The sequence below is a fragment of the Shinella sp. 838 genome, assembly GCF_029623935.1.
Taxonomy (GTDB): Bacteria; Pseudomonadota; Alphaproteobacteria; order Rhizobiales; family Rhizobiaceae; genus Shinella.
The window spans coordinates 84,330-108,860 of the sequence record NZ_JARSBQ010000004.1; the positions used below are offsets into that span (position 1 = coordinate 84,330).

24 protein-coding genes are annotated in these 24,531 nt (G+C 65.1%); 15 read left to right on the forward strand and 9 right to left on the reverse strand.

Annotated features, from left to right (window positions below; translation table 11 throughout):
• The first annotated feature begins 2 nt into the window (after positions 1–2).
• From P9A16_RS14990 to P9A16_RS15015, 5 genes are all read left to right on the forward strand, one after another.
• Complete coding sequence (locus P9A16_RS14990) at positions 3–791, forward strand: ABC transporter permease (RefSeq protein ID WP_023517480.1); 789 nt, start codon at positions 3–5, stop codon at positions 789–791.
• A complete protein-coding gene (locus P9A16_RS35785; protein WP_024271211.1) occupies positions 788–1,873 on the forward strand; it encodes an ABC transporter ATP-binding protein in 1,086 nt (361 codons plus the stop codon). Before P9A16_RS14990 ends, P9A16_RS35785 begins: the two co-directional genes overlap by 4 nt.
• Before the next feature lie 6 nt (positions 1,874–1,879).
• Positions 1,880–2,608, forward strand: a complete 729-nt coding sequence (locus P9A16_RS15005; protein WP_023517461.1) for an MBL fold metallo-hydrolase — start codon at positions 1,880–1,882, stop codon at positions 2,606–2,608.
• A gap of 12 nt (positions 2,609–2,620) precedes the next feature.
• Complete coding sequence (locus P9A16_RS15010) at positions 2,621–4,054, forward strand: aldehyde dehydrogenase family protein (protein WP_023517460.1); 1,434 nt, start codon at positions 2,621–2,623, stop codon at positions 4,052–4,054.
• A 293-nt stretch (positions 4,055–4,347) separates the two neighbouring features.
• Positions 4,348–5,241, forward strand: a complete 894-nt coding sequence (locus P9A16_RS15015) for a DMT family transporter (protein WP_443021671.1) — start codon at positions 4,348–4,350, stop codon at positions 5,239–5,241.
• Between the two features lie 3 nt (positions 5,242–5,244).
• Here the strand turns inward: P9A16_RS15015 and P9A16_RS15020 are convergent, their stop codons facing one another.
• Together P9A16_RS15020 and P9A16_RS15025 are read right to left on the reverse strand one after the other, a co-directional pair.
• Positions 5,245–5,478, reverse strand: coding sequence for a hypothetical protein (locus P9A16_RS15020; protein WP_024271209.1), 234 nt, complete (start codon positions 5,476–5,478; stop codon positions 5,245–5,247).
• A gap of 93 nt (positions 5,479–5,571) precedes the next feature.
• Positions 5,572–7,356, reverse strand: coding sequence for an IlvD/Edd family dehydratase (locus tag P9A16_RS15025; RefSeq protein ID WP_024271208.1), 1,785 nt, complete (start codon positions 7,354–7,356; stop codon positions 5,572–5,574).
• 167 nt (positions 7,357–7,523) lie between these two features.
• Between P9A16_RS15025 and P9A16_RS15030 the strand changes: the two genes are divergently transcribed.
• Entirely contained in the window at positions 7,524–8,423 is a 900-nt protein-coding gene (locus P9A16_RS15030; RefSeq protein ID WP_023516830.1) for a DMT family transporter, read from the forward strand.
• 8 nt (positions 8,424–8,431) lie between these two features.
• Here P9A16_RS15030 and P9A16_RS15035 read toward each other — a convergent pair whose 3' ends face one another.
• Complete coding sequence (locus P9A16_RS15035) at positions 8,432–8,923, reverse strand: cytochrome c oxidase subunit II (RefSeq protein ID WP_023516831.1); 492 nt, start codon at positions 8,921–8,923, stop codon at positions 8,432–8,434.
• On the reverse strand, positions 8,920–9,387 hold the full coding sequence (locus P9A16_RS15040; RefSeq protein ID WP_023516832.1) for an Lrp/AsnC family transcriptional regulator: 468 nt from the start codon (positions 9,385–9,387) through the stop codon (positions 8,920–8,922). Before P9A16_RS15040 ends, P9A16_RS15035 begins: the two co-directional genes overlap by 4 nt.
• Before the next feature lie 122 nt (positions 9,388–9,509).
• Between P9A16_RS15040 and P9A16_RS15045 the strand changes: the two genes are divergently transcribed.
• The 4 genes from P9A16_RS15045 (at position 9,510) to P9A16_RS15060 (ending at position 15,497) form a co-directional block, all read left to right on the forward strand.
• Positions 9,510–11,600, forward strand: a complete 2,091-nt coding sequence (locus P9A16_RS15045; protein ID WP_023516833.1) for an alpha-ketoacid dehydrogenase subunit alpha/beta — start codon at positions 9,510–9,512, stop codon at positions 11,598–11,600.
• A gap of 15 nt (positions 11,601–11,615) precedes the next feature.
• Positions 11,616–12,803, forward strand: coding sequence for a dihydrolipoamide acetyltransferase family protein (locus tag P9A16_RS15050; RefSeq protein ID WP_443021665.1), 1,188 nt, complete (start codon positions 11,616–11,618; stop codon positions 12,801–12,803).
• A complete protein-coding gene (gene lpdA, locus P9A16_RS15055; protein ID WP_023516835.1) occupies positions 12,800–14,203 on the forward strand; it encodes a dihydrolipoyl dehydrogenase in 1,404 nt (467 codons plus the stop codon). Before P9A16_RS15050 ends, lpdA begins: the two co-directional genes overlap by 4 nt.
• Positions 14,204–14,414: 211 nt before the next feature.
• Positions 14,415–15,497, forward strand: coding sequence for an acyl-CoA dehydrogenase family protein (locus P9A16_RS15060; protein WP_023516836.1), 1,083 nt, complete (start codon positions 14,415–14,417; stop codon positions 15,495–15,497).
• Between the two features lie 33 nt (positions 15,498–15,530).
• Here P9A16_RS15060 and P9A16_RS15065 read toward each other — a convergent pair whose 3' ends face one another.
• Positions 15,531–15,995 (reverse strand): RrF2 family transcriptional regulator, encoded by a 465-nt coding sequence (locus tag P9A16_RS15065; RefSeq protein ID WP_023516837.1) that lies wholly within the window; start codon positions 15,993–15,995, stop codon positions 15,531–15,533.
• A gap of 500 nt (positions 15,996–16,495) precedes the next feature.
• Here P9A16_RS15065 and tauA point away from each other — a divergent pair, with 500 nt between their 5' ends.
• The 3 genes from tauA to P9A16_RS15080 all read left to right on the forward strand — a co-directional run bounded on the left by tauA (position 16,496) and on the right by P9A16_RS15080 (position 19,239).
• A complete protein-coding gene (gene tauA, locus P9A16_RS15070) occupies positions 16,496–17,500 on the forward strand; it encodes a taurine ABC transporter substrate-binding protein (RefSeq protein ID WP_023516838.1) in 1,005 nt (334 codons plus the stop codon).
• 93 nt (positions 17,501–17,593) lie between these two features.
• Positions 17,594–18,400, forward strand: a complete 807-nt coding sequence (locus tag P9A16_RS15075; RefSeq protein WP_023516839.1) for a taurine ABC transporter ATP-binding protein — start codon at positions 17,594–17,596, stop codon at positions 18,398–18,400.
• Complete coding sequence (locus P9A16_RS15080) at positions 18,397–19,239, forward strand: ABC transporter permease subunit (RefSeq protein ID WP_024271207.1); 843 nt, start codon at positions 18,397–18,399, stop codon at positions 19,237–19,239. The genes P9A16_RS15075 and P9A16_RS15080 overlap by 4 nt, the downstream gene beginning before the upstream one ends.
• A 75-nt stretch (positions 19,240–19,314) precedes the next feature.
• Here P9A16_RS15080 and P9A16_RS15085 read toward each other — a convergent pair whose 3' ends face one another.
• The 3 genes from P9A16_RS15085 to P9A16_RS15095 all read right to left on the reverse strand — a co-directional run bounded on the left by P9A16_RS15085 (position 19,315) and on the right by P9A16_RS15095 (position 21,954).
• Complete coding sequence (locus P9A16_RS15085) at positions 19,315–19,971, reverse strand: methionine ABC transporter permease (protein WP_023516496.1); 657 nt, start codon at positions 19,969–19,971, stop codon at positions 19,315–19,317.
• Positions 19,952–21,022, reverse strand: a complete 1,071-nt coding sequence (locus tag P9A16_RS15090) for a methionine ABC transporter ATP-binding protein (RefSeq protein WP_023516497.1) — start codon at positions 21,020–21,022, stop codon at positions 19,952–19,954. The genes P9A16_RS15085 and P9A16_RS15090 overlap by 20 nt, the downstream gene beginning before the upstream one ends.
• A gap of 83 nt (positions 21,023–21,105) precedes the next feature.
• Positions 21,106–21,954, reverse strand: coding sequence for a MetQ/NlpA family ABC transporter substrate-binding protein (locus tag P9A16_RS15095; RefSeq protein ID WP_023516498.1), 849 nt, complete (start codon positions 21,952–21,954; stop codon positions 21,106–21,108).
• Here P9A16_RS15095 and P9A16_RS15100 point away from each other — a divergent pair.
• Positions 21,941–22,123: a hypothetical protein gene (locus tag P9A16_RS15100; RefSeq protein ID WP_037408631.1), complete on the forward strand. Its 183-nt coding sequence runs from the start codon at positions 21,941–21,943 to the stop codon at positions 22,121–22,123. The two genes, P9A16_RS15095 and P9A16_RS15100, sit on opposite strands and share 14 nt — an antisense overlap.
• A gap of 53 nt (positions 22,124–22,176) precedes the next feature.
• On the opposite strand, the gene P9A16_RS15105 is transcribed toward P9A16_RS15100, so the two are convergent.
• Complete coding sequence (locus P9A16_RS15105) at positions 22,177–22,992, reverse strand: MerR family transcriptional regulator (protein ID WP_023516499.1); 816 nt, start codon at positions 22,990–22,992, stop codon at positions 22,177–22,179.
• A gap of 249 nt (positions 22,993–23,241) precedes the next feature.
• Here P9A16_RS15105 and P9A16_RS15110 point away from each other — a divergent pair, with 249 nt between their 5' ends.
• Positions 23,242–24,519 (forward strand): 4-aminobutyrate--2-oxoglutarate transaminase, encoded by a 1,278-nt coding sequence (locus P9A16_RS15110; protein WP_023516500.1) that lies wholly within the window; start codon positions 23,242–23,244, stop codon positions 24,517–24,519.
• The last annotated feature ends 12 nt before the right edge of the window (positions 24,520–24,531 follow it).

The window sequence follows — 24,531 nt, forward strand, 5'->3', positions numbered from 1 at the left end:
CCATGCGGCACCTCACCACGGCGCTGGCGGCGCTCTATGCGGGCCTCATCTATCTCTTCATTTTCCTGCCGGTCGTGGTGCTGGTGCTGTTCTCCTTCCAGGACGGCACCCTGCCGGTGCCGCCGCTGAACGGGCTGACGCTGCGCTGGTACGAGGCGATCTTTGCCGACGGCAAGCTGATGGCGGCGCTCGGCAATTCGCTTCTCGTCGCGATCCTCTCCTCGGCGGTCGCCTGCGTGCTCGGCTTCCTCGCGGCCTATGCCTTCGCGCGCTACACGCTGCCGGCCTCCGGCCTGCTGCGCGGGCTCATCGTCGCGCCGATGACTGTCAGCACGCTGATCATCGGGCTCGGCCTGCTGTCGATGCTGAACGTCACGGGCCTGCGCCTTTCGCTTCTGACCGTCGGCATCGGCCATGTGGTGATCAACCTGCCGCTGTGCTTTGCCATCATCTATGCCTCGATGGGCGGACATCAGGTGAACATCGAGCGGGCGGCGTGCGACCTCGGCGCAAAAGACTGGCAGGTCATGTTGCTCGTCACCGCGCCCATGCTGCTGCCGTCGATCCTCTCCGCCTTCTTCCTCTCCATCACCTTCAGCTGGGACGAGTTCATCGTCGCCTTCCTGCTGTCGCGCTTCGATGTGACGCTGCCGGTCGAGATCTGGAGCATGCTGCGCTCCGGCCTCGATCCGCGGACCAACGCAATCGGCAGCGTGGTCTTCCTCGTCTCGGTCGTGTTCCTCGTCGTGGTGGAACTCGCCGTCTTCCGCAAAACCGGGAAATCCTCATGACCGCCGACGTTTCCATCAAGAACGCCACCAAGGTTTTCGGCGCTTTCCGGGCACTGGACGACGTCTCGCTCGATATTGCCGCCGGCGAGTTCATCGTGCTGCTCGGTCCCTCGGGTTGCGGCAAGACCACGCTGCTGTCCATCCTCGGCGGTTTCATCGAGCCGACCTCAGGCACGATCGCGATCGGCGGGCGGGACATGACCTTTGTGCCGCCGGCCAAACGCCCGACGACCACCATGTTCCAGGACTATGCGCTCTTTCCACATATGTGCCTGCGCGACAATGTCGGCTTCGGCCTCAGGATGCGCGGCATGGGCAAGGCGGAGCGTTACGAGAAGGCATTTTCCTATCTCGATCTCGTCGGGCTCAGGGCGTCCTCCGCCAAGAAGCCGCACGAACTCTCGGGCGGCCAGCGGCAGCGCGTGGCGCTCGCCCGGGCGCTGGCGGTCGATCCCGACGTGCTGCTGCTCGACGAACCGCTCGGCGCGCTGGACCTGAAACTGCGTCGGCAGATGCATGACGAACTGAAGGCGATCCAGAAGCGTGTCGGCACGACCTTCGTGCATGTCACGCATGATCAGGAAGAGGCGATGGCGATCGCCGACCGTATCGTCGTCATGAACAAGGGGCGCATCGAGGATGTCGGCACGCCCGCCTCGATCTACATGCGACCGCGCTCGCTGTTTTCCGCCGGCTTCATGGGCGAGGCGAATTTTTTGCCGGCCAAGGTGTGCGGCACGGCGGGGAACGAGGCCGAAGTGGAAACCGCGCTCGGCCGCGTTGCCCTCCCCGCCTCCGCCTTCGTTTCCGGCCTGCCGGCGGCGGGGCGGGATGTGACGCTCTGCATCCGGCCGGAGCATTTTCGCAGTGCCGGTGCGGCGGTGCCGACCGTCTCGCTGGGGCGCGGCCGGATCACCTCCAGCGCCTTCTTCGGCACGCATCACCGTTGCCACGTTGCCGCGGGCGGGGCGAGCCTCACCGCGCATCTGCCGCAGACCGAGACGCCTGACATCGGTGGCGAGCTTGACCTTCGGCTGAAGGCGGATAGCATCGTCGTGCTTCAGGACGGAGCGGGAGTTTAGGGTCACATGCAGCGCATCCGCCCGGAGGATTGGTACAGCGTTCGTCGCCTCGATGACGGCGTCACCGCGATCAGCGAACCCTATATCCAGGAATTCTACCGCTGCAACGTCTGGCATGTGCGCGGCCGTGACCGGGACATGCTCGTCGACAGCGGCATGGGTGTCGTCTCCTTGCGTGAATGGGTGCCGCTCGTCACCGAACGCGATCTCATCGCCGTGGCGAGCCACACCCATTTCGACCATATCGGCTGCCACCACGAATTCGAGTGCCGGGCCGTACACGCCGCCGAGGCGGACCTGCTCGCCAACCCGACGCGGCAGAACACGCTCGCCGACCCCTATGTGACCGACGAGATCTTCGACGCGCTGCCGCCTGAACCCTATTGCTCGACGTGTTATGCGGTGAAGAAAGCGCCGGCGACGCGCCTGCTCGAGGATGGCGATGTCATTGACCTCGGCGACCGCCAGTTCGAGGTCGTCCACACGCCGGGCCATTCCCCGGGGGGTATTGCGCTCTATGAAAAGGCGACCGAAATTCTCTTCTCGGGCGACATCGTCTACGATGGTCCGCTGATCGAGGATACCTACCATTCCGACGCGGCGGACTATCTCGCCTCGATGGAACGCCTCCTGACCCTGCCGGTGCGGCTGGTGCATGGTGGCCATTTTCCAAGTTTCGGTGGCGACCGCTACCGCCAGCTCATCAAGGGCTGGCTCGATGAAAAACAGAAGTGACGGGAGAAAAGCATGCTCGACAAGCGCAAATTCTACATCGACGGCCAGTGGGTGGACCCGCTGAAGCCCAACGACCTCGAGGTCATCAACCCGGCGACGGAAAAGCCGATCGCGGTCATCTCCATGGGCACCGCCGCTGATATCGACCGCGCCGTCGCCGCGGCCAAGAAGGCTTTTGCGACCTACAGCCAGACCAGTGTGGAGGAACGCCTCGCGCTGCTCGAAAAGCTGCTCTCGATCTACAAGCGCCGCTATGAGGAGATGGCCCGCACCATCACGCTCGAACTCGGCGCGCCGATCACCATGAGCACCGAGCAGCAGGCGGATGTCGGCGTCGGCCACCTGCAGGGTTTCATCGACGGGCTGAAGCGGCTGAAGAGCCGCGAGGTGCTGGCGAACGGCGATGTGGTGCGCCGCGAGCCGATCGGCGTCTGCGGCCTCATCACGCCCTGGAACTGGCCGATCAACCAGATCGCTCTGAAGGTCGTTCCGGCGCTGGCGACGGGCTCGACCTGCGTGTTGAAGCCATCCGAATTCACGCCGCTCAACGCGCTGCTCTATGCGGAGATGGTGCATGAGGCGGGCTTCCCGGCCGGCACGTTCAACCTCGTCAACGGCGATGGCCTCGAATGCGGCGCGGCGCTCTCCAAGCACAAGGACGTCGACATGATGTCCTTCACCGGCTCCACCCGCGCTGGCATTGCGGTCAGCAAGGATGCGGCCGAGACCGTCAAGCGCGTGACGCTGGAACTCGGCGGCAAGTCGCCGAACCTCGTCTTTGCCGATGCGGACCTTGAAGATCGCGTTGCCGGCAGCGTGCGCGAGTGCTTCAACAATTCCGGCCAGTCCTGCGATGCCCCGACCCGCATGCTGGTCGAGCGTTCGGTCTATGACAAGGTGGTCGAGATAGCCGAACGCACCGGCAAGCAGGCGACCGTCGGCAATCCGGAGCAGGAAGGTGAACATATCGGTCCGCTTGTCTCGCACGTCCAGTTCGGTCGCGTGCAGGCGCTGATCGAGGCGGGTGTTGCCGAGGGCGCGCGCGTGCTGGTCGGTGGCCCGGGTAAGCCCGAGGGTTTCGAGACTGGCTATTTCGTCAAGCCGACGATCTTCGCCGACGTCAACAACGAGATGCGCATCGCCCGTGAAGAGGTCTTCGGCCCCGTTCTCTCGATCATACCCTTCGACACGGAGGAGGAAGCGATCGCGATCGCCAACGACACCGCCTATGGCCTTGCCGCCTATCTTCAGACCGGCAATCCCGATCGGGCCGAGCGCGTCGCCGCCCGCCTTCGCGCCGGCATGGTGCACATCAATGGCGGCCCGCACCGCTACGGCAGCCCGTTCGGCGGATACAAGCAGTCGGGCAACGGCCGCGAGGGCGGCCTTTTCGGCCTGGAGGATTTCCTCGAGGTGAAGACCGTGCACCGGCCGGACGCGGCCTGAGACAGCGGCGGCGCCCCTTTTGGGGCGCCGCTTTCCTTTATAGACGGCCTTGACCGACGCTGTTGTCGTCCTCGTGCTTGACCCGAGGTTCCATCGGCGGCTCCAAGCCCGGTGGTCGGGTCCGCCCCGATCACGGTGGAAAAATCGTGCGGACGTTCGTCGGCAGTCGAGAAAGCGGCGCGTGCAAGGGCGCCCCCCACATGCGGCCGGGGTCGACGCAAAGTTTTCCTCCAATTTCGCCTGTCCCGTCTGGCCCAATCGGTTGCGGTCTGATAGCTCGCGGCATTCACGATATCCGGACTGCCGCCTTGTCTCCGATTGCCTCCTCCAAGCATAGCCGCCTTGCTTTGATCGCCCTGCTCGTCGGCGGCGTGGCGATAGGCGGGTCGCCGATCTTCGTGCGCCTTTCCGAGGTCGGGCCGATGGTCACGGCCTTCTGGCGTGTCGCGCTGGCCTTTCTGCCGTTCGTGCTCATCTCGCAGGTGGCAAAGCAGGGTGACGAGCGGCCGACAGGGCTCAGAGACTATCTCTTCCTGCTGCTGCCGGGTGCATTCCTTGCCGCCGATCTTGCCGCCTGGCACTTGTCGCTGCACATGACCTCCGTCGCCAATGCAACGCTGCTCGGCAATCTTGCGCCGGTCTTTGTGACGCTCGGCTCCTGGCTACTCTTCCGCACGCGGGTCACGCCGGTCTTCCTGGCGGGTCTCGGGCTGACGCTCATCGGCGTGCTCGTGCTGAAGGGCGGGCCGTCGGCGCTCGGCGGCGGGCAGCTTGCCGGCGACGCGACGGCTGTCGTTGCCGCGCTCTTCTATGCTGGTTACATGCTTTCGCTCGGTCATATCCGTTCGCGGTTTTCGACACTGCGCATCATGGTCTGGACGACCTTCTCGGCGGCGGTCTGTATCTTGCCGGTGGCCCTCTTCTTCGAGGGGGGCATGGTACCCGCGACGCTGTTCGGCTGGACGATGCTCATCGGCCTTGCCTTGATCAGCCATGTCGCCGGGCAGGGCCTCGTCACCTATGCGCTCGCCTATCTGCCGACGGCCTTCTCCTCGCTGACGCTGCTTCTGCAACCGGTCGTCGCCGCCATCCTCGCCTGGGCCATTCTGGCCGAACCAGTCGGTGCGATGCAGGCGGTCGGCGGGGCGATCGTGTTGATCGGCATTCTCGTCGCCCGCCGCGGATGAGGTTCAGCCGTCGGTCTGTTTGGCCTGCAGGACGGTTCTGATGCCCGCGTAGACGATCAGGCCGTTGATGGCGATGCCGAGCAGGAAGCGGCCCGGGGCGAGCGCGAAGCTCATCGGCGCATCCGGATTGTAGCCGAGGCCCGCAATGCCGCCCATGTCGTTCATCGCGATGCCGGAGATGAGCCACCAGGCACCGGCGACGATCATGATCCAGCCCATTATCTTGCCGTTCTTCATGCTACCTCTCCCGCGGCATGCACGTTGCAAGGCGAAAGCCCGGCAAGGCTGCCTCCGGAGAAACGGCCAGGCTGCACCGAATATTCCGGCAGGCTAATGATTGTGCCGCGGCGGCGTTTCCGCGATCGCGCGGAAATCGGCCGCCCCGTCGATCACCGCGCCGTCCGAAAGCTGGGTAACGGTCTTGCGGTAGATCCGCTGCCAGGGCGTCGCATCGGCCGGTACCGGCGGAATGCCGTCCACCTTGCGGCGCTCGATTTCCACCGCCTCCACCAGCATGTCGCACCGCCCCTCGGTCAGGTCGATGCGGATGACATCGCCGGTGCGCAGGAAGGCGAGACCGCCGCCGGCGGCACTTTCCGGCGAGGCGTTGAGGATCGACGGGCTGTCGGCCGTGCCGGACTGGCGCCCATCGCCGATCGTCGGCAGGCTGGTGATGCCGCGCTTGAGCAGATGGTCCGGCGGCTGCATGTTGACGACCTCGGCCGAACCCGGCCAGCCGAGCGGCCCCGCGCCGCGGATGACGAGGATGGTGCGCTCGTCGATGCCGAGCGCGGGGTCGTTGATGCGCCTGTGATAGTCTTCCGAGCCGTCGAAGACGACCGCCTTTCCCTCGAAGACGCCCTCGCGACCGGGCTCGCTGAGGTAGCGCGCGCGAAACTCCTGCGAGATGACCGAGGTCTTCATGATGGCGAAATCGAAGAGGTTGCCCTTCAGGACGAGGAACCCGGCGCGTTCCTTCAGCGGCTCGTCATAGGGGCGGATGACCTCGCGGTCACTGGCGGCGCGCCCTTCCAGGTTTTCCGCCATGCTGCGCCCCGTCACGGTCGGACAGTCGCCGGCGAGCTTTCCGGCGGCAAGCAGCTCGTGCATGATCGCCGGCACGCCGCCGGCCCGATGGAAGCGCTCGCCGAGGAAGCGGCCGGCGGGCTGCACGTCAGCGAGCAGCGGGATGTCGTAGCCGTGCTCCTGCCAGTCCTCAGGCGTCATCTCCACGCCGGCATGTTTCGCCATGGCCATCAGATGCGGCTGGGCATTGGTCGAGCCGCCGATGGCCGAGTTGACGCGGATCGCGTTGAGGAAGGACTTTCGCGTCAGGATCGATGAGGGACGGATGTCTTCCAGCACCAGTTCCACCGCACGCCGGCCGGTGCGATAGGCCATCTGCCCGCGTTCGCGATAGGCCGCCGGGATGGCCGCGCAGCCGGTCAGCGACATGCCAAGCGCCTCGGCGAGTGCGTTCATCGTCGAGGCGGTACCCATCGTGTTGCAATGGCCGATGGAGGGCGCCGAGCCCATCGCGGCCTGGAGAAATTCTTCTTCATCGATTTCTCCGGCGGCGAGCTTGCGGCGCGAGCGCCAGATCACCGTGCCGGAACCTGCGAGGCCACCTTCGTGCCAGCCGTCGAGCATCGGTCCGCCAGAAAGCACGATCGCGGGAATATCGACCGTCGAGGCAGCCATCAGCGCCGACGGTGTGGTCTTGTCGCAGCCTGTCGTCAGGACGACGCCGTCGAGCGGGTAACCGTAGAGGATCTCGACAAGGCCGAGATAGGCAAGGTTGCGGTCGAGCGCGGCCGTCGGCCGCTTGCAGTTCTCGAAGATCGGATGGGTCGGGAACTCGATCGGAATGCCGCCAGCATCGCGGATACCGTCGCGAACGCGCTTGGCGAGATCGACATGGTGGCGGTTGCAGGGGGTCAGATCGCTGCCGCTCTGGGCGATGCCGATGACCGGCTTGCCTGAGCGCAGTTCTTCCGGGGTGATGCCGTAGTTCATGAAGCGCTCGAGATAAAGCGCCGCCATGTCGACGTGCTCGCGGTTGTCGAACCAGTCCTCGGAGCGCAGCCGCCGCTTGCCCGTCTTTTCGTCCGTCATGAAATGAACCTCGTCAAAAATCCCGGATTGCACTCTTCCATTGCCGCCGTGCGCAATCAACCGGGCGGGGCCCGGTGCGCCGCTTTATGCAGCTATCAAAATTGCTGACTGGATCGGCCGGGCGGAATGTGTCACAGCCCTTTCATCCAAGCTTCCGAGTTTCCGCCATGACAGACATCACCGCCTCCTCCCCCGCCACGGGCACCGCTCGCCTCGGCGTGCTCCTGATGCTGCTCGGCATGGTGATGTTCTCGCTGAACGACGTGCTCGGCAAATGGCTCGTCGCGACCTATTCCGTCGGTCAGCTCATGCTGATCCGCAGTATCGCCGCGATGGTGGTTCTCGCACCGTTCTTCTGGAAGGTCGGCTGGCGCAGGCTCGTGGATGTCGGGCGGCCGAAGCTGCATCTCGTGCGCGCAGCGCTGTTTGCCTTCGAGGCCTCTGCTTTCTACTTCGCCGTCGCCTACATGCCGCTTGCCGATGCCATGACCTATTGGCTGGCCGCGCCGATCTACGTTGCCGCCATGTCGCCGCTGCTGCTCGGCGAGAAGGTCGGCTGGCGGCGCTGGACGGCGATCATCGTTGGCTTCATCGGCGTGGTGATCGCGCTGGAACCGTCGAGGGAAACGTTCACCCTGCCGGCGCTGATCGCGCTTGCCGGCAGCCTCGCCTTCAGCTTCGCCATGGTGCTCAGCCGAACGCTGCGTACGACACCCGATACGACGCTGGTGTTCTGGCAGGTGGCAGGTGCGGCCATCTTCGCCGGTGTCTGGTGCATTGCCGATCCGGCCGGCTGGGCGCCGGTCAGCAGCATCGACTTCGGCCTTCTGAGCCTGCTCGGCGTTGTGGCGATGGGCGCGCATATGCTGGTCAATCGCTCGCTGAAGCTGGCGGATGCGGCGACCGTCGTGCCGCTGCAATATTCGCTGCTGCTCTGGGCCGTGGTTTTCGGCTGGATGTTCTTCGGCGATGCGCCGCGCTCGGCCATGCTGATCGGTGCCGGCTTCATCGTCGCCTCCGGCCTCTTCATCTTCTTCCGCGAGCAGCAGCTCAAGCGCCGTGCCTGACGCGCGCTTCAGGGCGCCGTGCAGGATTGCGAGATGCCTTTCGCCCAGGCGGCGTAAGCGTCCGGTTCGATGACCGTGAGATCGAAAGCCATCTTCTCGTAGCCGGCACCGGAGAGGCTGGTGGCGCCGCCCTTGAAGGTGCCCGTCGCCGCGGGACTGAAGGCCACGAGATTGAGCAGTCCGGGAATGGCATCCGCCTTGAGATCGAGCGCCGGCACGCGCCATTCATGGATGATATCGTCGGCGGTGATGGAGAGATGCACGCGTTTGCCGCGCGGCAGCATGAGCGCGCCTTCGACGCGGCATTCGCCGGCCCCGTCCGTTTCCGTGTTCGGATAGGCATAGCGCCAGCCATATTGGTATCCGATGATGGTGACGGAAAGCTCGGGCGGCGCCTGGTCCGCCTTCAAAATGTCCGGCACGAGAAGATCAAGCGGCGAGGCGAAGGCGCTGCGTGCGAAAAGGGTGGCGATCAGAAGAAGCGGCGCGCGGCGGATCACAGGGGCAGTTCCGTGGTGTATTTCACGCTCTTCAGCGCGAAATGTGAGGAAGAGTTGGCGACGGCTTCATGGGTCAGGATCGCTTGCATCAGCAGTTGTTCGTAGTCCCGGACGTCCTTTACCACGACGCGGATCAGGTAGTCCCACTCGCCGGACATGGAGTAACATTCCAGCACCTCCTCGTGGGTCTGCACGAAGCGCTCGAAATCGCGCCGGGCGCCCGGATCGTGCGACTTCATGCGCACCTGGCAGAAGACGTTGAGACCGCGGCCGATGCTGTCGGGATCGAGCAGCCGCACGGTCGGGCCGAGCACGCCGGCCTCCTCCAGCGCCTTGATGCGCCGCCAGCAGGAGGCGCTGGAAGCGCCGACCTCTTCGGCAAGCGCCGCATGGCTGATATCCCCCCGCCGCTGCAGGACCTTGAGGATTTTCTTGTCGACGGCATCAAGTTGAATGGAATTCATCGAAAATCCCAAGAATGTGATGGTTCTGTTTCATTCCTACCGCAAAACCCAGCCGGTTTGAAACGCTTTTTCGCCGGGCGGGGCCTACACTCTCCAGGACTTGATATCTGCGGGAGGAAACTATGGCGCAGGTCGCACTCAAATCCGTCGTCGGGTCCACTGTTCGCAACGCGCCCGACGATACCGTCGATTGGAAGCGCATCGCCTATCTGGTGCATCTGTCGCGGGCGCTCGACGACATGGAGGAAACCCGCCTCGTTCCGGAAAAGAAGGTGCTCTACCAGTTTTCCGCCCGTGGCCACGATATGGCGCAGATCATGCTCGGCTGTCTCCTCACCGACCGGCATGACGCGACCTGCGGCTACTACCGGTCTCGCCCGCTGCTGCTTTCGCTCGGCGTCGACCCCGCGGATGCGCTCGGTTCCGCCATGGGCCGGGCCGGTGGTTACTCGGACGGGCGCGATATCGGTGTCGTCTTCAACTATCCCAACCTTGACGGTGCCTCCGCCCTGCCGATGTGCGGCGGTGTCGGGACGCAATATACGCCCACGGCCGGGTGGGCGCAGGCGGTGAAATACTATGCCGAAACGCTCGGTAAGGCAGATTATGCACGGAGCATCGCCGTCGTGCTCGGCGGTGACGGTTCGGTCGCCTCGAACGGCTTCTGGTCGGCGCTGACCATCGCCACCACGCAAACCCTGCCGATGCTGTTCTACATCGAGGACAACGGCTACGGCATTTCCGTTCCCTCGACGATCCAGACGCCCGGCGGCAACATTGCGGCGAACCTTTCCGGTTGGCAGAACCTGACGATCTTCGAGGGCGACGGTACCGATCCGGCCGCCGTCGCCCGGCTGACCTGCGCGGCGGTGGAGCATGTGCGTGAGGCGCGCGGCCCCGCGCTGCTGCGCCTCATGGTGCCGCGCCTGCAGGGCCACAGTTTTCAGGACACGCAGGCCTACAAGAGCGAAGCGGTGGTTCGCAGCGAATGGGCGCGGGATCCGCTGCCGCGCCTGAAGGACTACATCGTGCCGGCCGTGCTCAGCGCGGCGGAGTGGGAGGCGGCGGATACGGGCGCAAGGGCGGCGGCGGAAACCGCGCGCATCGCCGCAGAAGCGCGTCCGGTCGCCGTTCCGGAGACGGTGACGCGCCATGTTTTCTTCGAGGGTGAGGTGCAGGTGATGGGCGGGCAGATCCGCCACGGCCATGTGCCGCCGCAAACCGCCGCGGTCGCCGTGTCGGAAGGCCAGCGCATCAACATGGTCACAGCCATCCGCCGCACGCTCGAGCACGAGCTTTCGAACAACGAACGTGTGGTGCTGTTTGGCGAGGACATCGGCCCGAAGGGCGGCGTGCATGCCGTCACGCTGGGTCTCCAGGAAAAATTCGGCCGCGAACGGGTGTTCGACACGTCGCTTTCGGAGGAAGGCATTGTCGGCCGGGCGGTCGGCATGGCGCTGGCGGGGCTGATGCCGGTGCCGGAAATCCAGTTCCGCAAGTATGCCGAACCTGCCACCGAACAGATCAACGATTGCGGCACGATCCGCTGGCGCACCAACAACCGTTTTGCCGCGCCCATGGTGCTGCGCATGCCGGGCGGCTACTTTAAATGCGGCGACCCCTGGCACAGCCAGACCAATGAGGTGGCCTTCGTGCACCAGCCCGGCTGGAAGGTGGCGGTCCCCTCCAATGCCGCCGACGCGGTCGGGCTGCTGCGCACTGGCCTTCGCGGCAACGATCCGGTCATCTTCTTCGAGCACCGCGCCATGCTGGACCATGCCTGGGCGCGGCGCCCCTATCCCGGTGACGATTTCGCCCTGCCCTTCGGCAAGGCGAGTTTCACGCGTCGCGGCGAGGCGATCACGCTCGTCACCTGGGGCGCCATGGTGCATCGCTGCGAGGAAGCGGCGGAGGGCATTTCCGCCGATGTCATCGACCTGCGCACGCTGATGCCCTGGGACAGGGAGGCGGTGCTGTCTTCGGTCCGGCGCACGCGCCGCTGCCTTGTCGTGCACGAGGATCTCGGCACCGCCGGCTTCGGCGCGGAGATCGCCGCCGTCGTCGCCGACGAGGCCTTCATGGATCTCGATGCCCCCGTCTCGCGCCTGACGATGCCGGACATACCGAGCCCGCACAATCCGGTCCTGCTCGACTGGGCGGTGCCTTCGGCGGGGCGGATCCGCGCCAAGATCGACGCATTGATGGAGTTCTGACGGATGGCGGGGCTGATGATCGACGTTCTCGCGCCCGTGGAGCAGGAAGGCACCAAGGCGGTCGTGCGCAACTGGCTGAAGGCGGTGGGAGATAGAGTAGCGCCCGACGATCCCCTCGTGGAACTTGAAACCGACAAGGTGACACAGGAAATTCCCGCCCCCGTCGCCGGCATCCTGAGTGAGATCCTGATGCAGGGTGGCGAAAAAGCCGAGCCCGGCGCTGTGCTTGGCCGCATCCGGCTGGAAGAGGCTGCCACCGCCGAACCCGTTGCCATGGCCACCAAGCAGGAGCTCAGGCGGGTGCCGGCAGCTGCGGAACACTATTCTCCGGCCGTACGGCGTGCGGCGGCGGAGTACGGCATCGACCCCGCGACGGTAGAACGCTCCGGCAAAGGCGGACGGGTGACGCGGGCCGATATGGATGCCGCGCACGAGGCGGCGCGCGCTGTGCAGTCATCACCGGCGCCTGTCCAGGAGACTGTACCGGAGATGCCGCCTCTCGGAGGGCGTTCGCGGGCGATCCGGCACTCGCCAATGCGGCTTGCGATCGCGGAACACATGCAGATGTCCGTCTCCACGGCGCCGCATGTCACGGCGGTGTTCGAGGCGGATTTCAGCGCCGTCATGCGGCACCGCGAGAAGAGCAGGCAGGCCTTTGCCGCGTCGGGTGTGTCGCTCTCCTATACGGCCTACATCGTTTCGGCCTGCGTGGCGGCGACGAAGGCGGTGCCCGAGGTCAACAGCCGCTGGTTCGACGACCGGCTGGAGGTGTTCGATGACGTCAATATCGGCATCGGCACGGCGCTCGGCAATGAAGGGCTGGTGGTGCCCGTCATCCGTGCAGCGCAGGACCTCTCGCTCTCCGGTATCGCCGCGCACCTGCAGGATCTTACGACCCGCGCCCGGACGAAGACGCTGACGCCCGCCGACATGCGCGGCGGCACCTTCACCATCTCGAACCACGGCGTTTCCGGCTCGCTTCTCGCTACGCCTATCATCATCAACCAGCCGCAAACGGCAATCCTCGGCGTCGGCAAGCTGGAAAAGCGCGTGGTGGTGCGGGAGGTCGAGGGTGTCGATACGATCCAGATCCGGCCGATGGCCTATGTCTCGCTGACCATCGATCACCGCGCGCTCGACGGTCACCAGACCAACACATGGCTCGCCCGCTTCGTCGAGACGCTGGAAAGCTGGCCGCAATGAGCGCTTCCGGCGACTATGACGTGCTGGTGATCGGCGGCGGTCCCGGGGGCTATGCCTGTGCGATCCGCGCTGCGCAGCTCGGGCTGAAGACAGCCTGCGCCGAGGCGCGGCCGACGCTCGGCGGTACCTGTCTCAATGTCGGCTGCATTCCCTCCAAGACATTGCTGCATGCGACGCATCTGCTGGAGCTCGCCCGTGACGGCCACATGGCCGGTTTCGGCATCGACACGGGGCCGGTCTCCGTCGATCTCGCCCGGTTGATGGCGCGCAAGGAGGCGACCGTGGCCTCGCTGGCGGGCGGCATCGATTTCCTGTTCCGCAAGAGCGGCGTTGACCGCCTGTCGGGGCGGGCGCGGCTCGCTGGATCAGGCCGTGTCGATATCGGCGGCAAGAGCGTCACCGCAAAGGCGATCGTCATTGCTACGGGCTCGCTGCCGACGGGGCTGGACGGTCTGCAGGTGGACAACGACGCCGGGATTGTGGTCGATTCGACTGGTGCGCTGTCTCTCCCCCGCATACCCGGCCGGCTCGCCGTCATCGGCGGCGGAGCGATCGGCCTTGAACTGGGCTCGGTCTGGCGGCGCCTTGGCACTGTCGTAACGGTCGTCGAGCTGGCGGACAGCATCCTGCCTGGCATGGACGCCGATATCCGCGCGACGATGACGAAACTCCTGGTGCGGCAGGGCATGGAGATCCTCGCTTCTACCGGCGTTTCCGGTGCTAAAATCCGCAAGGACGGTGCCATCCTCAAACTGAGGGGAGCGGAGGGCGAAGTCTCGGAACTCGCCGCCGACGTCGTGCTGGTCGCCACGGGGCGGCGGCCGAATACGGGCGGTCTCGGGCTGGAAACGGCCGGCATCACCCCGGATATGGGCGGTTTCATTCCGGTCGACGCGCGCGGTCGGACGGTGGTGGACGGCATTCATGCGATCGGCGACGTGACGCGCGGGCCGATGCTCGCGCACCGCGCCGAAGACGAGGGCATCGCCATGGCCGAGCGGCTTGCCGGTCGGCCCGGTACGAGCAATTCCGCCATCGTCCCGGCAGTCGTCTACACCGATCCGGAGGTTGCCGCCGTTGGCCGGACCGAAGAGAGCCTGAGGGCGGAGGGGGTCGCCTACCGCGCCTCGACCTTCCCGATGCTGGCCAACAGCCGGGCAAAGGCGAACGGCAGCACGGAGGGTTTCGTCAAGCTTCTGGCGGACGAGGCGAGCGGTGTCGTGCTTGGTGCGCATATGGTCGGCACTGTCGCCGGTACGATGATCGCGGAGGTCGCGCAAGCGATGGAGTTCGGGGCGACGGCGGAGGATATCGCCTATACCTGCCATGCCCACCCGACGCACAACGAAGCGATCAAGGAAGCGGCCCTCGGTCTTTTCGGGGCGGCCATTCATAGCTGAGCGCGATGATACCGGCGCCGTCAACGCTTGACCGGTTGCCGTGGCAGGGGCTGAAATTTTCTGGCGATGATTGCTGTTCCTCGTGATACCGTGCGCTCCGTCGGCGGGGTCGCCGTGTAAAATTCAATCTATACAATTTCTATAGAATGTGATCTTTTTGACCGATTAAGCCTGTGCGCCCTGAAACGCCAATCCGCGAGGAGCAGACGACATGGGTATGATCTCATCAGCGTTCGACCGTCCGTCGCGAACCGCTGCCATCATCGGCAGCGAAGACGAGGCGTTGACCGTTGCTGGCACGATTGCCGGCATCTTCGCCGACGGGGACGCGGCCCAGACCGCCCAGGCCCGCCTCGATCTTCTCTCCCGTTCCGGCCTGTTCGGCATTTCGGTGCCCACCGAGCACGGCGGGATCGACGTTTCCAACACCGTGTTGGCGGATGTCTGTGCCGTAGCGGCCGCACAGTCGACAACACTTGCCGACATCCTGGCTGCTCATTTCGTGGCGCTGGAGCATCTGCGCAGCTATGGTACGGACGGCCATCGTTCCGTGGTGTTCTCCGCCACCCTCGCCGGTGCCCGGCTCTGTCGGGCGGCAGCGAGGCGCAACGGACAGGATGGCGACGCCCTGCCATTGGCCGCAAGCGGTCTTGCCTGGCGCCTGAGCGGCGAAGCGCTCTGTACCCCCTGTACCCGCCATGCAGACTGGCTGATCGTGCCGGGGCGCAGCGAGAGCGGACGGACGATGGGCGTCCTGCTGGCGACCCGCATCGAGGGGTTGCACTACGTCGCCAACAGCTGCGAACCGGTGGACAGGTCCGTGCCGTCGGCGGAACATGTTCTATTCAAGGATGTCGCCGTCGATGCCGACGCGGTGCTGCATCCGCCTGTCGAGACGGCGGTGCCCCAATCGCTGGAACTGCTTCTGGAGGCCGCCCGGCAGCTGGGTGCGGGCCAGCGCGCATTCGAGCGCCTACTGCGCGCCGATCACGGCGATCTTCTCGAGACGGGTCTGCTGTCCGCCCGCCTCGCCGCCGCGCAGGCTATGATGGCGGAAGCCGGCCGCACTATCGATGCGGCCCAGATCGGCCTTGCGGACCAGCACCGGACGAACGCCTTCCTCGCCTCCACGGCTGCCCTTGCGGTGGCGCATGAGGCCGCAAACCACGCGCGCAAGGCGATAGACCGCAGCCCATCACCAGTGGCCGTCTCCCCGTTCCTTGCCACTGTCCTGCAGGAAAGCGGCCGGCTACGGCGCCAAGGGCATCCACACCCGCCGGAACAGGAGGGTTAGGGTTCTACGCGGAGCGCTGTGAGGCGCTCCGGGTTATCCGACGCGCTTTTCCAGCGCTTCCTCGTCGATCATTGCGCTGGCACCGGGTACGGCAACGAACTGTTCGAGCGTCATCGTGTCGAGGATGGAGGCAATGGCGTCGCGCACATCGGTCATGGCGCGGCGGACCTGACAGGCTTCAGGGTTGGCGCAATCCTCACAGGCCTCATAGGCCGTACGGCTGGCGCAGCGGATCGGCGCCAGCGGGCCGTCGAGCACGCGGATGGCATGGCCGATGCGGATCTCCGATGCAGCGTGGGAGAGCGAATAGCCGCCGCCCGGCCCCTTCTTGGAGCGCAGCATGCCGGCATTGCGCAGTTCCAGCAGGATCGTGTCGAGGAATTTCTTCGGAATGTTGTTGCGGAGCGCGATCTCGCTGACGAAAGCGGTTTCGCCGGGTGCCAGCCGCGCCAGATCCACCAGGGCCTTCAGTCCGTATTTTCCCTTTTTCGTCAGCATGTCGGCCTGCTTTCCATCAGCATATGTGCATCACCGGATATGCCCGGCAGCGCGGACACGCGCATCGCGTCCGGCTCGGTTTCCGTCCGTCGTCCTCGGGAAGATCGATCGGCTCACCCATGACGGGTGATTCTGGCTCATTCTTGGCACCGGAGTGCGAAAAACATATAAAAACAATATAATTTATTTTTCAGTGATCCTGCAAGGAAATTGGCATTTTTGCCAAGTGCTTATGCGGATTTTCCGCCCTGGCGTGCCCATTTGGCATCATTTTCCACTCTCGCCGATCCTTTCCGCGAACTCCTCCTTGCACGAGGCCTTGCATGGCGGTTTTCCGGTGCACGCGACTCGTTTCAACAGCACCGTCGGAAAACGCAAAACCAATCGCGAGGATGCCGCTAAATTGAGGCAAATATTTCTCTACTAAATTTATTGAATATATAGCCTTGAATAACCGGCCCGCGACTGAACCCGGGCGACGGCTTTTTGAGGAGAGACCCATGACCACGACCCGCAGGACCCTGCTTGCCGCGACGGCCGCCCTTGCCCTCACCGCTTCGTTCGGCACTGCCTTTGCCGAAGAGGTGACACTCAATATCGGTTACCAGCCGATCGTAGAACCTTCTCGCGTGCCGCAGGCCGACGGTACCTATGAGAAGGTGACCGGCGCCAAGATCAACTGGCAGAAATTCGATGGCGGCGCCGACGTGATCGCCGCCATCGCTTCGGGTTCGCTGGATATCGGCTATGTCGGCTCGTCGCCGCTGGCCGCCGCGTCCAGCCGTGAATTGCCGATCGAGACGATCTTCGTCGTCGGCCTCATCAGCGAGGCCGAGGCGCTTGCCGTGAAGTCCATCGAGAAACCGGAGGATCTTGCAGGCAAGAAGATCGCGACGCCCTTCGTCTCCACCGCGCATTACAGCCTGCTGACGGCGCTGAAGCACTGGAAGGTCGATCCGAAGTCGGTGGAGATCCTCAATCTGCGTCCGCCGGAAATTGCGGCCGCCTGGGAACGCGGCGATATCGATGGCGCCTATGTTTGGGATCCGGTGCTCGCCCAGCTGAAGAAGAGCGGCAAAGTTCTCGCCACCTCGGCGGATGTCGCCGAGTGGGGCGGTCCGACCTTCGATGCCTGGATCGTCAGCAAGAAATTTGCCGAGGAGCATCCGGATGTCGTGACGGCCTTCGTGAAGGTGACGGGCGATGCGACGGCGGCCTACCGCGCCAATCCAGAATCCTGGAACGCCACCTCGCCGGAAGCCGAGAAGATTGCACGCCTGACAGGCGCCAAGCAGGACGAAGTGCCGGCACTCCTGAAGGGCTACATCTTCCCGACGCTGGAAGAGCAGGCCGGCGAGGCGTTGCTCGGCGGCGGCACGGTGAAGGCGGTGGCCGACACGTCGGCCTTCCTGCTGGAACAGGGCAAGATCCCCGCGGCGCTCTCTGATTACGCGCCTTATGTCTCCACCCGCTGGGTGACGGATGCGACGAAGCTCGCCTACTGACCCGGTGAGACAATCCCGCGGCGGAAGGGCCTGGCAGCGTTATCGCGCTGCCGGGCCTTCTTCCGATCGATCGCCCACGCTTCCGGAGGTTTCATGAGTACCCTGACATTCCGCAACGTTTCGCTGCGCTATCCGCCGAGGGCGGGGCGCACCGGCGCGGAGGAAAAACTGGTCCTCGACGGCATCAATCTGCAGGTCGCATCGGACGAGCTGGTCGCCATCATCGGGCGATCAGGCTCCGGCAAGACGAGCCTGCTCAATCTCGCCGCCGGGTTCCTCGATCCCACCGCCGGCACCGTTACCGTGGATGGCGTGCCCATCGACGGGCCGGGCGCCGACCGGGCGGTCGTTTTCCAGGACGATGCGCTCTATCCTTGGCTGGACGCGCGGGACAACATCGCCCTTCCCTTCAAGCTGAAAGGCGTGCCGCTTGCCGAGCGCCGTGCGCGGGCGGAACAGCTTCTCGCCCGTGTCGGCCTTGCCGATGTCGGTAACCGGCGGATCTGGGAGCTCTCCGGCGGCATGCGCCAACGGGTCGGTATTGCCCGAGCACTCGCCGCCGAGCCGCGGTTCCTGCTGCTCGACGAACCGCTCGGCGCGCTCGACGCCCTGACACGCACGCGCATGCAGGAATTCCTGCTGCGCATCAAGGCGGAAAGCGGAGCGGGCGCCCTGCTCATCACGCACAGCATCGAGGAGGCGCTGCTGCTCGGCACGCGCATTGTCGTCCTGTCACCCCATCCGGGTCGCCTGACGGCGGAGATCGAGGCGGGCTTCAATGCGGAGGTGCTGAATGGCGCATCGGTCGCTGCGGTGAGGGCCTCGCCGATCTTCAAGCGCATGCATGCCGGCCTGACCGGCCTCATCCACGCCTCCGCGCAAGAGGAGATTGCCGCATGACACTTTCGACTGACATCGATGCCCTGCCGCAGGTGACGGAAACGCAGCCGGTGAAACGCCTGCCGAGGGGGCGGTCGCTACCGGTGGCCATCATCTCGGCCGTCACGATCGGCGTGATCATCGCGGCCTGGGGGCTGGCCTCCGTCTACGCGCTCGTCTCGCCGGTCTTCCTGCCCTCCCCGCGGCAGGTCGTGCTCGCGCTCTACAATCTCGTCGTCACGGGGTTCGTCGACGCGACGCTGGCAGAACATGTCGGCGCCAGCCTCACCCGCATCTTCGGCGCGTTGATCGCCTCCATCCTTATCGGCATTCCTGCCGGCATCGCGATCGGCACGAGCCGCCTTGGCCGCGGCGTTCTCGACCCTATCGTCGAATTCCTGCGGCCGCTGCCGCCGCTTGCCTATCTGCCGCTGATCATCATCTGGGTCGGCATCGGCGAGGCCTCGAAGATCACGGTCATCGCACTTTCCATGCTGCCGTCGATCATCCTGTCGACCTCCGCCGGCGTGCGCGGGGTTTCGAAGGATCACGTCAATGCGGCTCGCTCGCTCGGGGCGAGCCGGGCGCAGGTGTTGCGCGAGGTGGTGCTGCCGAGTGGTGTGCCGTCGATCCTCACCGGCGTGCGCATCGCGCTCGGCGCCGGCTGGACGACGCTGGTGGCGGCCGAGCTGGTGGCTGCGACGAGCGGCATCGGTTTCATGATCCAGTCGGCGGCTCAGTTCCTCGTCACGGACATCGTCATTGCCGGCATCATCGTCATCGCGCTGATCGCCATCCTCCTAGAATACATCGCCCGGCAGATCGAGCGGCGCCTGGTGCCCTGGGCGGCGCATCGGTGAGATTTATCGGGGGGGCTGAAAGTAAACGGCCGCCCCTTGGTCAGAAGAGGCGGCCGTTTTCCGGTGTGCTGGATCTCATCCGCGGTGGTCGAGGCGGGCGGTCAGGCGATCGCCCAGCCACTGGATACCGCAGACGAGCACGATCAGCACGGCGACAACCGCCACCATCACCGATGTCTCGAAGCGCTGGTAACCGTAGCGGATGGCGAGGTCGCCGAGGCCGCCCGCGCCGATGGCGCCGGCCATGGCAGAGGCGCCGATCAGCGTGACGAGCGTGACGGTGAAGCCGGCAACGATGCCGGGCAACGCCTCGGGGACCAGCACTTCCCGCACGATGGTCCAGCGGTTGCCGCCCATCGCCCGCACCGCCTCGATCAGGCCGCGATCGACTTCACGCAGCGACACCTCGGCGATGCGCGCATAATAGGGTGTCGCGGCGATGGCGAGCGGCACGATGGCCGCCCAGGTGCCGATCGACGTGCCGACGATGAGGCGCGTGACCGGAATGAGGGCGACCAGCAGGATGATGAAGGGCACGGAGCGGAAACCGTTGATGACGGCGCCGAGCACGCGGCTGATCCAGAGGTTTTCCGCAATGCCGCCGCGCGCGGTTGCGACCAGCGCAAGGCCGAGCGGCAGGCCGAAGACGAGCGAGATGACGCCGGAGGCCGCCGTCATGACGACGGTTTCCCACAGCGAACGGACGAGCAGTTCAAGCATGACCGGCGACATGGCCGAGGACCTCCACCTGTGCGCCGGAGCGCTCTGCAAGGGTTGTGAAACGTGCAGTGGCCTCGACCGGCACGGCGATGAAGAAGCGGCCGACCGCCTGTTCCTGGATATGGTCGATGCCGCCGTGGATCAGCCGGTAGCCGTCCGGAAACGCGGCGGAAAGCTGCTGAAGGAACGGGCCTGTGGCGGCAGGGCCGGCGATATCGACGCCGAGGATGGCCTCGCCAACCACGTCCGCGACCAGCGTCTCGGCGATATGGGCCGGCAGCTGCGGGCGGATGCCGCTGAGAAGGCTCTTCGTCGTCTGTGCCTGAGGCGTCGCGAAGACCTGCCAGACCGGACCTTCCTCCACGATGCGGCCGGCGTCGAGCACCGTTACGCGGTCGGCGATGGAGCGCACCACTTCCATTTCGTGGGTGATGAGCAGTATGGTGAGGCCGAGCTTGCGGTTGATATCCTTCAGCAGCGTGAGGATCGCCCGGGTCGTTTCCGGATCGAGCGCCGAGGTCGCCTCGTCGGAAAGCAGCAGCGCCGGGCTTGCGGCGAGTGCCCTTGCAATGCCGACGCGCTGCTTCTGGCCGCCGGAAAGCTCTGACGGATAGGCCTTCGCCTTGCCCGAGAGGCCGACGAGTTCGATAAGCTCGGCCGCGCGTGCCAGACGTTTGGCCTTCGGCCAGCCCTCGATCTTCAACGGCAGGGCGATGTTTTCCTCGACGGTCTTGGCCGAGAGCAGGTTGAAGTGCTGGAAGATCATGCCGATGCGGCGGCGCAGCGGTTGCAGATCCGCCTCGCCAAGGCCGGTGATCTCGCGACCTTCGATGGCAATGCTGCCGCTGTCCGGCCGTTCGAGGCCGTTGAGGCAGCGGATGAGCGTCGACTTGCCGGCGCCGCTGCGGCCGATGATGCCGAGGATTTCGCCGCGGCGCACCGTAAGCGAAACGCCGTCGAGCGCGGCGGTTGTGCCGAAGCGGCGCCGCACGTCGGCGAGATGCACGACATCGTCCTGCCGCGCGACGGCTTCGGCCGCCTGTCTTGTCACATGGGTGTTCATTTCGGTTCCCTTCCGGAAACGACAAGACAGCCCGCGGCGGCCGAAGGCGCATCGCGGGCTGTCTTGCTGGTTGGATGGCGGCCTTAGTAGGCGCTGATGCCCGTGCCCTTGTAGACGCGGTCGAATTCAGCCTTCACGGCATCGTTCTGGTAGGCTTCGACCAGCGGCTTGACCCAGGCCTCCTCCTTCGATTCCGCGCGCACGGCGATGAAGTTGCGGTACGGGTTTTCGTCGACGGGCTCCTGCGCGATGCGGTTTTCCGGGGTGAGCCCGCTCTTCAGTGCCCAGTCGGTGTTGACGATCGCGGCATCGAGGTCATCGACCGAGCGGCCGACGATACCTGCATCGAGTTCCTTGATCTCGAGGTTCTTCGGGTTCTCGGCGATGTCGGCGATCGTGGCGAGGATGCCGGTGCCGTCCTTCAGCTTGATCAGGCCTTCGTTCTGGAGCACGCGCAGCGCCCGGCCCTCGTTGGACGGGTCGTTCGGCACGCCGACGACGGCGCCATCAGGAAGTTCGGCCACCTTGGCGTGCTTCTTGGAGTAGAGGCCGATCGGCCAAACGGCCGTGTAGCCGACCGGGACGATCTTGTAGCCGTGCTGCTGGACCTGGTTTTCCAGATAGGGAAGATGCTGGAAGGCGTTCGCGTCGATTTCGCCGCGGGCAAGCGCTTCGTTCGGCTGGGTGTAGTCGTTGAAGACGACCGCCTCGATGGTGAGGCCCTTCTTGGCGGCTTCCGCGATGACGACGCGCCAGACGTCTTCGTCCTCGCCCGAGATGATGCCGACCTTGAGATCCTTCTTGTCTTCGGCAAAGCCGGGTGCGGGAAGCGAGAAGGTGGAGAGGGCGGCGGCTGCCACCGCGAGGGCCGCAAGTGCGGCGCGGCGGGTGAAGAGAGTGCTTGCGCGGAGTTTCTTGTTGATTTTCGACATGCTGGCCTGCTTTCGCGATTGGGAGGATCGACTGCGAAACATCGCTGTTTCTGCCCTCAAAATCGCAAATGCCGCTTTTATGGACAACGAACGGCGGTTTATTGAGCAGGCGGAAAGGGAAATTTTCGCTCCCGGATATCGCGGTGCGGCGGAAAATATTTTCTACTGAAATTGTAAACTATGTCGGGTGCCGCAGCGGGCACCGTCCGTCCGGGCGCCGGCTCAGAAGGTCGGCGGCGTGTTGATCCAGATCAGCACGGTCTCGCCGTCGTGGCGGTTGCGCCAGGCATGGCGCCGGCAGCTTTCGAAATAGAGGCTGTCGCCGGGGCCGAGGTCGTGGAATTCGTGGCCGTCGAGCACCATTTCGATGCGGCCGGAGAGGACATGCACGAATTCCTCGCCCTCATGCTTGTAGGCGCCGTCCGAGGAAGCGCCGGGGGCGAGCACGAAACGGTGGCAATCCATCATGTTGCGCCCGTCAGCCAGAACCTGGATGGTGACGCCGGGGGAGGTCTCGGGCCAGAACTTCCACTCCCCCGCCCGGACGACCGAGCGGTTTTCCTGCTCCTCCTCGCCGGAGAGTTTCGAGACGGTTGTGCCATAGTAGTCGGCAAGGTCGTGCAGCACGCGGAACGTCACGCCCTGCGAGGTGCGCTCGAAGGTGGAGAGCACGGAGGTCGCGACACCGATGTCGCCGGCGACCTGATCGAGCGTCCTGCCGGCGGCGTGGCGCAGGCTCCGCAGCTTGCGCCCGACGCCCTGGTGAGCGTCGCCGTCGGAGGCAGGACTGTCATTGGCTGGCTCTTCCGCCTCGAGCGCCTCGCGGATAGCCGCCGGGTTGAGGCCGCGCTCGGTCCTGTACCAGGCGATGCGCTTCAGCCGTGCGACGTCCTCAGCGCTGTATTGGCGGTGACCCGTTTCGGAGCGGCCGGGCACGACCAGCCCCTGCGTTTCCCAAAGCCTGAGCGTGGAGGCTGAAACGCCAGCGAGCCGCGCGGCCTCCGCCACCTTGTAGTGCACCGGTTCTTGCGAACCCATCGCGCCAATCCCTGATTCTGTATAGTGTTCTTTTATAGCATTCCGGCGGCGCGGACCGGTTCGAAAAACCGTCGCATTGCCGCCGTAAAATGCCCGTTGCATTCTTGCAGAAAAAATGTAGGAATTCCACTTGAGACTTGCAGAAAAAATGCAAGTTAATGCGGTTCCGGCAAAAAGCGCGAAGCGGCTTTGCGTTCGGAGCCGCGCGAACGTTCCATTATCAGAAGCCTCCAGATTCAGGATAGCGCCATGACCGCAACGCCCCTCACAGACCGCAAGAACGCCGCCATCTCGCGCGGCGTCGGCATGACCACGCAGATCTACGCCGACCGTGCGGAGAATGCGGAGATCTGGGACAAGGAAGGCAACCGCTATATCGATTTCGCTGCGGGTATCGCCGTCGTCAACACGGGCCACCGCCATCCGCGCGTCATCGAGGCCGTCAAGAACCAGCTCGACCGTTTCACCCACACCTGCCATCAGGTCGTGCCCTATGAGAACTATGTCGAGCTCGCCGAGCGCCTGAACGCCATCACCCCCGGCAACTTCGCCAAGAAGACGATCTTCGTGACGACCGGCGCCGAAGCCGTCGAGAACGCCGTGAAGATCGCCCGCGCCGCCACCGGTCGCCAGGCCGTCATCGCCTTCACGGGGAGCTTCCACGGCCGCACCTTCATGGGCATGGCGCTGACCGGTAAGGTGGTTCCCTACAAGGTCGGCTTCGGCGCCATGCCGGCCGATGTCTACCATGCGCCCTTCCCGGTCGAGATGCACGGCACGACGGTCGAGCAGTCGCTTTCCGTCCTGAAGAAGCTGTTTGCAGCCGATGTCGATCCGAACCGGGTCGCGGCGATCATTGTCGAGCCGGTTCAGGGCGAAGGCGGTTTCTATCCGGTCCCGGTTTCCTTCATGAAGGCGCTGCGCGAGATCTGCGACCAGCACGGCATCCTGCTTATCGCCGATGAGGTCCAGACCGGTTTCGCCCGCACCGGCAAGATGTTCGCCATGGAGCACTACGGCATTGCGGCCGACCTGATGACCATGGCCAAGGGCCTTGGTGGCGGTTTCCCGATCGCGGCCGTCACCGGCCGTGCGGAAATCATGGATGCGCCCGGCCCGGGCGGTCTTGGCGGCACCTATGCCGGCAGCCCGATCGGCGTTGCGGCGGCCCATGCCGTTCTCGACGTCATCAAGGACGAGGACCTCTGCAACCGCGCCGAAAATCTTGGCGCGCGCCTGAAACAGCGCCTTGCCTCGCTGCAGGACAAGATCCCCGAGATTGTCGACATCCGCGGCCCGGGCTTCATGAACGCCGTCGAATTCAACGATGTTTCGACCAAGCTGCCGAGCGCCGACTTCGCTAACAAGGTGCGTCTGAAGGCTCTCGACAAGGGCCTGATCCTGCTGACCTGCGGCGTGCACGGCAACGTTATCCGCTTCCTGGCGCCGATCACCATCCAGGACGAGGTATTCGCCGAGGCGCTCGACATTCTCGAAAGCGCGATGATCGAAGCCCGCGCCGCCTGACCGGCGCCGCGC